At 67.5% G+C, this 8,496-nt stretch carries 7 protein-coding genes; 2 read left to right on the top strand and 5 right to left on the bottom strand.

Going from position 1 to position 8,496, the window contains the following annotated elements; all coding sequences use genetic code 11:
* Positions 1–455: 455 nt before the first annotated feature.
* The 4 genes from tyrS to ACFUTU_RS17425 form a co-directional block, all read right to left on the bottom strand.
* On the bottom strand, positions 456–1,769 hold the full coding sequence (gene tyrS, locus ACFUTU_RS17440) for a tyrosine--tRNA ligase (RefSeq protein WP_377966509.1): 1,314 nt from the start codon (positions 1,767–1,769) through the stop codon (positions 456–458).
* 24 nt (positions 1,770–1,793) lie between these two features.
* Positions 1,794–4,022 carry a HelD family protein gene (locus tag ACFUTU_RS17435; RefSeq protein WP_377966507.1) on the bottom strand — a complete coding sequence of 743 codons (2,229 nt, stop codon included), beginning with the start codon at positions 4,020–4,022 and terminating at the stop codon, positions 1,794–1,796.
* A gap of 88 nt (positions 4,023–4,110) precedes the next feature.
* Entirely contained in the window at positions 4,111–4,668 is a 558-nt protein-coding gene (locus ACFUTU_RS17430; protein ID WP_377966505.1) for an adenine phosphoribosyltransferase, read from the bottom strand.
* Positions 4,669–4,677: 9 nt separating this feature from the next.
* The gene (locus tag ACFUTU_RS17425) at positions 4,678–5,316 is read right to left on the bottom strand and encodes a DNA-3-methyladenine glycosylase (RefSeq protein ID WP_377966503.1); all 639 of its coding nucleotides are present in this window, start codon (positions 5,314–5,316) and stop codon (positions 4,678–4,680) included.
* Between the two features lie 110 nt (positions 5,317–5,426).
* On the opposite strand from ACFUTU_RS17425, the gene ACFUTU_RS17420 reads away from it, so the two are divergent.
* Together ACFUTU_RS17420 and ACFUTU_RS17415 are read left to right on the top strand one after the other, a co-directional pair.
* A complete protein-coding gene (locus tag ACFUTU_RS17420; protein WP_377966501.1) occupies positions 5,427–7,064 on the top strand; it encodes a DNA-3-methyladenine glycosylase 2 family protein in 1,638 nt (545 codons plus the stop codon).
* Between the two features lie 13 nt (positions 7,065–7,077).
* A complete protein-coding gene (locus ACFUTU_RS17415) occupies positions 7,078–7,587 on the top strand; it encodes a methylated-DNA--[protein]-cysteine S-methyltransferase (RefSeq protein ID WP_377966499.1) in 510 nt (169 codons plus the stop codon).
* 29 nt (positions 7,588–7,616) lie between these two features.
* Here ACFUTU_RS17415 and ACFUTU_RS17410 read toward each other — a convergent pair whose 3' ends face one another.
* On the bottom strand, positions 7,617–8,363 hold the full coding sequence (locus tag ACFUTU_RS17410) for a maleylpyruvate isomerase family mycothiol-dependent enzyme (RefSeq protein ID WP_377966497.1): 747 nt from the start codon (positions 8,361–8,363) through the stop codon (positions 7,617–7,619).
* Between the last annotated feature and the right edge of the window lie 133 nt (positions 8,364–8,496).

Below are 8,496 nucleotides of genomic sequence, written 5' to 3'. Positions count from 1 at the left end.
ACCACGGGGGTGGGCGGCCCGGCAATTCAACCAATCAATAAAAAATCGGTATCAATAAACTTGGCACACTATTGAGTTCTCAAACAACAGACACATTCGAATACTTCAGAAACGGCTCAATCTGATATTTCGGATTATCCGTTTCGCATTTCTTCGCTGCGATGTTTCCAGCTTATTTCATTCATTTTCACTTTGCAAATCCAGGCTTTTCACCGGAAATTCACTTCAACGAATGAATCCGCCCAGCACTAATGGAAGCTTTTCTTCTTTCATGAATTGAAGGTGAAGAATTGCTTCTCAGTGAAGGGGGTTTGTCCCCGCTCAGCGGCGGCGACTCAAAAGACAATACACGCTCCCCCACGGCCGTGCAAATCGGCCGCGGAGAAGCGTGCATTCGGTGGGTTCGGGTGCTAGGCGTTCGGGTGCGGGCAGTTCAACTGCCAGGCGCTGAAGCGCTAGGCGCCGGTCACCTGTACTGTTGCCAGGTTCTTTTTGCCGCGGCGCAGCAGCAGGTACTTGCCGTGCAGCAGCTGGGTCGAGGGAATCACTGCGTCCGGGTCCGAGATTTTGGCGTTGTTGACGTAGGCGCCGCCTTCTCCAACGATCCGCCGCGCTGCGGACTTGCTGTCCGAGAGCCCCGAGGCAACAAGCAGATCAATAATGCCGAGGCCCGTCCCCTCCACAGAAGCGGACGGCAGTTCTGCGGTCGCCGCGGCAAGCGTCTGCTCGTCCAGCATTGACAGGTCGCCGTTGCCAAAGACCGCGGCGGAGGCGGCAATGACTTTTTCGGTGGCTTCGACGCCGTGGACCAGCGAGGTCACTTCGTAGGCGAGCTTCCGCTGTCCCTCACGGGCAAAGGGACGCTCGGCCACGGAAGTACCCAGTTCATCGATCTCGGCACGGGTCAGGAAGGTGAACACCTTGAGCCGGTCCACAACGTCGGCGTCAGCGGTGTTCAGCCAGAACTGGTAGAAGGTGTACGGGCTGACCATGGCAGCATCCAGCCAGATGGCGTTGCCTTCGCTCTTGCCGAACTTGGTGCCGTCAGCGTTGGTGATCAGCGGAGTGCCAAGTGCGTGGACCGTCTTGCCTTCCACCTTGCGGATGAGTTCGGTGCCGCTGGTGAGGTTGCCCCACTGGTCGGAGCCGCCGGTCTGCAGGACGCAGCCGTAGTCGCGGTAGAGCTGCAGGTAGTCCATGCCCTGCAGGATCTGGTAGCTGAACTCCGTGTAGCTGATGCCTTCCTCGGAGCTGAGGCGGGAGGCGACGGCGTCCTTGCGCAGCATGGTGCCCACACGGAAGTGCTTGCCGACTTCGCGAAGGAAATCGATCGCGCTGAGCGGGGCAGTCCAGTCGAGGTTGTTGACCATGCGGGCTGCGTTGGCGCCGTCGAAGCTGAGGAAGCGGCGGACCTGAGCCTGCAGGTAGCCGACCCACTCCGACACTGTGTCCTTCGTGTTCAGCGTGCGCTCCGCCGTCGGACGCGGGTCACCGATCAGGCCGGTTGAGCCGCCGACGAGACCCAACGGCTTGTGGCCGGCCAGCTGGAGGCGCCTCATGAGCAGGAGCTGGACCAGGTTCCCCAGGTGGAGGCTCGGCGCCGTCGGGTCGAATCCGCAGTAATACGTGACCGGTTCCCCGGCGAGGAGCTTCTCCAGTTCCACCTCGTCGGTGGATACGTGGACGAGGCCGCGCCATTTGAGCTCCTGCCAGATGTTGGCGAAGCTGGGGTCGTTCTGCTGGGATTCGAGGTCGTTTAGTTGTGACACGCCTTCTAAGTTAGCAGGATCAGCCTAACGCTCGATGCCCGCCGGAACGTCTGCGGCCGCAATCAGCCGGAGCCGCTGTGTGGGCCGGGTCATGGCAACGTAGAGATCGCCGACCCTGCCGTGTTCGTGGTTCAGCATGGCGCTCGGTTCCAGGACCACGACGCCGTCGAACTCAAGGCCCTTGGCTTCCCGCGGGCTGATGACCACCAGGTCCTGTTCATAGCTGCCGGCACCGGTGCCCAGGCGGGAACCGTACTCGGCGCGCAGGGCGGCCGTGGCGTCCCGCAGCAGGTCGCCGTCGGCAATGACGGCGAGCAGGCCGCCGTCGAGCGCTTCAAGCTCCTCGGGGAGGACCTCCACCAGACGCTGTACCAGCGCGCCATGGTCCACGCGGTCAATGACCGGCGACCAGCGGCCTTCCCGGACTGCCTTCGGGGCGGAGACCACCAGGCCGGCGGCGTTGGCCATGCGGGCCGCTGCCTCGGCGATTTGCGACGGCGTGCGGTAGTTGACCGTGAGCTCCTCCAGCTGCCAGCGGTCGCCGAACATCGGGGCGAGGGCGCCCTGCCAGGACTTCGCCCCGGCCACGGAACTGGTCTGGGCGATGTCCCCCACAATGGTGAACGACTTGAGCGGGCAGCGGCGGACCAGGAGCCGCCACTGCATGGGCGACAGTTCCTGTGCCTCGTCGACGACGATATGGCCGAAGGCCCAGGTGCGGTCACTGGTGGCCCGCTCGGCAGCCGTCAGGCGGGCCTCGCGTTCCTCGTTTTGCTCAACGAGTTCCTCAGCGGACATCAGCACGTCGACGCCGGCAGATTCCATGTTGACCAGGGTCTGCCGGGCGTTGGCCAGGGCGCGGGCACGGTCCTGCTCCTGCTGGGCCAGGCCCCGGCCGGCAGCGGGATCCAGTTCGCCAAGGAGTTCGGCCGCCTCGTCGAGCAGGGGAACGTCGGCCTCTGTCCACGGGGCATCGGGAGCCCGCAGCAGGAGCTCGCGTTCCCGCGCGGTCAGTCCGGGGGTGCAGGCTTCGAGGAGCGCGGGTTTGCTGAGGAGCTCGCTGACGAGCTTCTCAGGCGTCATCGGCATCCAGCACAGGTTCAGCGCGATACGCACATCCCGGGCAGTGCGGACGTCCTCGGCAAGGTAGGAGCGGTCGGCGTTGTTGCCGATGTTCCCGGCTTCGACGAGTTCGGTCATCTGCTCGGTCAGCTCGCGGAGCAGGATCTTGACGAACGTGACGCGGGCCTCGTTGTGCGGCTTGCCAGTCGAACGGGCGCGGTCACGGGCACGGCGGACCTGCCGTGGCGTGAGCGTCAGCTTGCGGCCGTCGACTTCAAGAATCCGGTTTTCGGCGGGGATGCGCTGCCGGTTGGCCACCGCGTTGGCGATGACCTCGGCCATGTCCAGCCGGCCCTTGATGGCGGCCACGTCGGCCTCCTGCTCGGGCACCGCATTGATGCCCGGCATGAGCCGGCCAAGGCTGGCCATGACCACACCGGTTTCACCCAGGGACGGCAGGACGCGCTCGATGTACTTCATGAACGACGACGACGGCCCCACCAGCAGCACGCCGGCGGACTTGAGCCGGTCACGGTGGGTGTAGAGCAGGTAGGCGGCACGGTGCAGCGCCACGGCCGTCTTGCCGGTGCCGGGTCCGCCCTGGACCACGAGGGCGCCGGAAATTGAGGACCGGATGATGCGGTCCTGCTCGGACTGGATGGTGCCCACGATGTCGGACATCCGGCCCGTGCGCTTGGAGTTCAGCGCGGCCAGCAGGGCACCCTCGCCCTGCAGGGAATCGGCATCAGAGAGCATGTCGGCGTCCAGGACGTCGTCCTCGATGGCCTTGACCTCACGGCCCTGCAGGATCAGGTGCCGGCGGCGGCGGACACCCTGGCGGTCAAAGGCGGTGGCCTGGTAGAAGTGGCCGGCCTCGGGTGCGCGCCAGTCGACCATCAGCCGGACGAGGTCCTCGGTGGTGAGCCCGATGCGGCCGATGTACTGCGCCTCGCCGGAGTCCAGGTCGAGCCGGCCGAACACGAGGCGGTCGTCGACGGCGTCAAGCTGGGCAAGGCGGTCCTCGTACAGGGCCGCGAAGGCGTCGCGTTCGGAGACGTTCTGCATGGTGCCGACGGCGCCCGCGCGGCGCACCTGCGCCAGCTGGGCGCGCTTTTCCTCGCGCAGTTCATCAAGCCGGGCATAAAGACCGGCTACGTAGTCCCGTTCGTGGGCCAAATCGGCGTCGTGCATCGTTCCCCTATCGCAAAAGACAGACCGTCCATTCTATAACCTTTTCGGCTGGCGTGGCGGCTGTTTGAGCTGCATAAAGCAGGTTATCTCAGAGGCGCAGCAGCGACCGCACGCGGTGCCCGGCAAGGGCGGAGCGGCCGCGCAGTTCGCCGAGTTCCATCACCACACCCACACCTGACACGTGGACACCGCAGCGTTCAAACAGGCGTGCAGCTGCCCCGAGCGTGCCTCCGGTGGCGAGGACGTCGTCGAGGATCAGCACCCGGCTGCCGCGGGCCAGGTCCGTTTTGTGAAGTTCCAGAGTGGAAGTCCCGTACTCCAGGGCGTAGTCCTCCGAGTACACCTCACGCGGAAGTTTTCCGGCCTTGCGCACTGTGACCACGCCGGTCCCGGTGGCGTAGGCCGCGGCCGAGGCTAGCAGGAAACCCCGCGCCTCAACGCCGGCGACGGCGTCGAACTGCCCCTTGAACGGTTCAACGAGTGCGTCAACTACCGCCCGGAAGGCGGTGCCGTCCGCGAAGACCGGAGTCAGGTCTTTGAAGGTGATGCCGGGCTTGGGGTAGTCCGGAACAGTCGCGCAGAGGTTATTGATGAGTTCATCCACGGGACGGGATTTGGGCGCAGAAGCATGTTCGCTGTGGTTCACCCGTCAAGCCTACGCCCGCGGCGGACGGGCCTTGGCAGCCTTGTAACGGGAGACCGTCGGGTCTCCTGTCAGCCAGAACCGCCATGGATAGTCGTGCGTGCCGCCGTGCCCGGCGACTCCCACCCGCGGCCCCGTGCTGACGTGGGCGGCGGGTGCATGCGGCAGCACCAGGCTGAAGGGAGCGTTCAGGGCGTCCCGCCCGCTGTCCCCGGTGGTCAGCCCGAGCGCCGTGGCCAGCCTCGCGGGTCCGCTGGCCAGGTCCTTCGGCGCCTTCGACGTCGGCCGGCGCGCCGAAGCCAACTCGCGGCCCTCCACGATTTCGCCCGCGCGCAACAGGACGGCCGAAGCGTGGCCCGCCGGGCCGCAGACGATGTTGGCGCAGTAATGCATGCCATATGTGAAGTAGACGTACAGGTGCCCGGCCGGGCCGAACATGGGCGCGTTCCGGCGGGTCGGCCCCCGGTACGTGTGGGAACCCGGATCAGGGTGCAGGGAATCGACAGGTCCCATGTAGGCCTCAAGTTCGGTGAGCCGGACTGCGACTGAACCTTCTCCGCTGGCATGCGTCAGGACGGCGCCAAGGAGCAGCGGGGCGATTTCCCGCGCATCGCCGGACAGGAACTGCCGCAAGGGGCCGCTGGTGGTCATGCCCCGACTCTACCGAAGCCCCGCCGGCGGCCTGTCCCGGGCCGGAAGTCCCTCACGGCCATGTCCGATTTCCGCTAGCACGGTCCTCCGGCGGCTGGCAGGATGGAGTCATGGACTTCTGGCAGCGCTACCGCGCCATCGACGCGCGGGACACCCGTTTCGACGGGCAGTTCTACACGGCGGTGCGGACCACCGGGATCTACTGCAGGCCTTCGTGCCCGGCACGGACTCCAAAGGCGGAGAACGTCACCTTCTATGAAACCTCCGCCGCCGCCCACGAGGCCGGGTACCGCGCGTGCAAGCGCTGTCTCCCGGAGGCCGTGCCCGGAACACCGGCCTGGAACCTCCGCTCGGACATAGCCGGCCGGGCCATGCGCCTGATCAACGACGGCGTGATCAACCGCGACGGAGTCGAGGGACTGGCCGCGCGGCTGGGCTATTCGTCCCGCCAGCTGAACCGGATCCTCAGCCATGAGCTTGGCGCCGGCCCCCTGTCCCTGGCGCGGGCCAGCCGGGCACAGACCGCGCGCACCCTGCTGGTTTCCACCACAATGAAGCTCGCGGACGTCGCCTTCGCCGCGGGGTTCAGCAGCGTCCGCCAGTTCAACGGGACCATGGCCGAGGTGTTCGACATGACGCCGACCGCCCTGCGGGGCACCGCCCGGCACCACCCGCCGGCCCCGGCGAGCACCTCGCTCACGCTGGCCCTCCCCTACCGCGAGCCGTTCGATCCCGGCGTGTTCAGTTTCCTCGCCGTCCGCGCCATTCCGGGGATCGAGGCCGGAACTGCCAGCTCCTACGCCCGGACGCTGCGGCTCCCGCACGGGGATGCGCGGTTCAGCGTGGAGTACGCAGGGGCCGGGAACGCGGGAAACAGGACGGGAGAGTACGACGGCGGGCCGCACGGGCGGCCGCTGGTACTCACCATCGGCGCGGTGGACCTGAGGGACCTGCCGGCCCTGCTGAGCAGGGTGCGCCGGCTTTTCGACCTCGACGCCGATCCGGTCGCCATCGACGGCGCACTCAGTGCCGACCCCCGGCTTTCGGCGTCCGTGGCGGCAGCCCCGGGGATCCGGCTGCCGGGGGCGCTGGATCCGCAGGAGTTGCTGGTCCGGGCCATGGTGGGGCAGCAGATCACGGTGGCCGCGGCCCGCACCGCCCTTACGCAGCTGGCCGCTGCCGGCAGTCCCAGCGCTGCCCCGGGCGACGGGCTTTCCCGGCTGTTCCCGTCACCAGCGCAGATCGCCGAAGCCGGCGCCGGGCTGCTCCGCGGGCCGCAGCGCAGGACGGAGTCACTGCTGGCCGTCGCCACGGCACTGGCCGAAGGGACGCTGGACTTTGGCTACGGGGACGACCTGCCCGGCCTTTCCGCCAAGCTGCTGCCGTTGCCCGGCGTCGGGCCCTGGACCGTGGGGTATACGGCCATGCGGGTCCTCGGCGCACCGGACGTTTTCCTCGCCAATGACGCCGCGGTGCGCAACGGTATCCGGGCGCTGGCCGCTGAATTCAGGGATCCCGGCGGTTCAGCTGATCCCGGCGGCGTGGCGCTGAGAGCCGGTGCGGCGCCGGCAACCGGAACCCGCGAAAGTGGCGGCGCGCCGTCGTCGGACTTCCGTGAAGCCAGCCCGTGGCGTTCGTACGCCACCATGCACCTCTGGCGGGCCGCCGCGGCCGTGCCTAGAACCTCCACCGCCCGCCGGGGCGCAGACAGTGAAAGAAGCAGTGCAATGAAAGAAACAGTGCAATGAAAGAAGCAGTCCGATGAAAGCCCAGCTCCTCACCATGGCGACGCCGGACGGACCGTTCACGATCATCGCCCGTGACGGTGTGGTGCTCGCCTCGGGATGGACGGACGATCCGACGGACCTTACGGGCCAGATCCATCCGGAGCTGCTGCCCGATGCTTTCGAAGCGGTGGAGCACCTCGGCCCGATTTCGGCAGCGGTCGAGGCCTTCTATGCGGGCGATCCGGCGCCGGCCATGAGCGTGCCCGTGCTGCAGAAGTCAGGCCCGTTCCGCGCGCATGCCTGGGACGTGCTGCGCACCGTCAGCCCGGGGGCGCCCGTCACCTATACCGAATACGCGGAGCTGTCCGGCAACGCCAAGGCGGTCCGGGCCGCCGCCAGCGCCTGTGCCGTCAACGCCGCGGCGCTGTTCGTTCCGTGCCACCGGGTGGTCCGCACCGACGGCACGATGGGCGGCTTCCGCTGGGGGCTGCGCATCAAGGAAAGCCTGCTGGCCCGCGAAAAGCAGGGGCTCGCCGCCGGTTGAGCTGAGCCCGGCGGGCTCGGCTGGCTGCCCTACTTGGCGGGCACCCCGGACGGCCAGGGCAGCAGTTCCGGCAGGTCCACGCTGTCGGCAGCGGCCGAGGCGCGCAGGCTGCCCAGCGAGGGTTCGCGTCCGGCGAGCCAGGCCGCGATGTCCGTCACCATCCCGCTGATGACGGTGGAGCGGCCGCCGTCGCCGACCGCCACGGGAGGCAGGCCGAGCGGCTGCAGCACCAGCCTTTGACCATCGGGCACGCGTGCGGCCAGGAAACTGAACAGGTGCTCGCAGAACTGCCTGCTCCAGGTTTCCGGGCCGCGGCCGGTGTTGAGGTCGGCGGCGTGGATCACCAGCTCCCGCCAGAGCGCAAAGCCGCCGTCCAGCACCACTCCCCCGCGGTAGGAAATTGGCGCATGCCAGCCGCCGGCACCGGGCACGTCATCCAGCGCATCGAAGGCGCGCAGTGCCCGGCCCAGAGCTGAGTCCAGATCCGCGCGGTGCTGCTCCAGCGCATGTCCGGCGCTCATTTCGATGGCTTTCGTGCGGCCGTCATAGCCGCCGTCGTACAGGTCCACCGTTTCCCCGCGCGCGGCGTATTCGAGCTGCCGTGCCATCGCGTTGGAGATGCCCGCGATATGCGCGAGGACATGCCCGCGGGTCCAGCCCGGCAGGGCCGACGGCCCCGGGACATCAGCATCGGTGAGTTTCGCTGCCAGGGAGGTCACGGTGTGGGCCGCTTTGTGGAGTTCGGCGCGCAGTGCGTCCGGTGTGATGGCGGTCATAACGCTCATCGTAGCGGTCCCCACCGGCTCCCTGCCTTCGCAAGCTCAGGCCGGGGCCCTCGCCGGCCTGGGCCCACCCGGTAAACGGGAGATGGCACCTCACGGCAATGTCTGTGAAACACACTGCCGCGAG

The organism is Arthrobacter sp. NPDC057388, from assembly GCF_042668165.1.
Taxonomy (GTDB): domain Bacteria; phylum Actinomycetota; class Actinomycetes; order Actinomycetales; family Micrococcaceae; genus Arthrobacter.
This window is presented reverse-complemented; position numbering and strand designations above follow the sequence as displayed.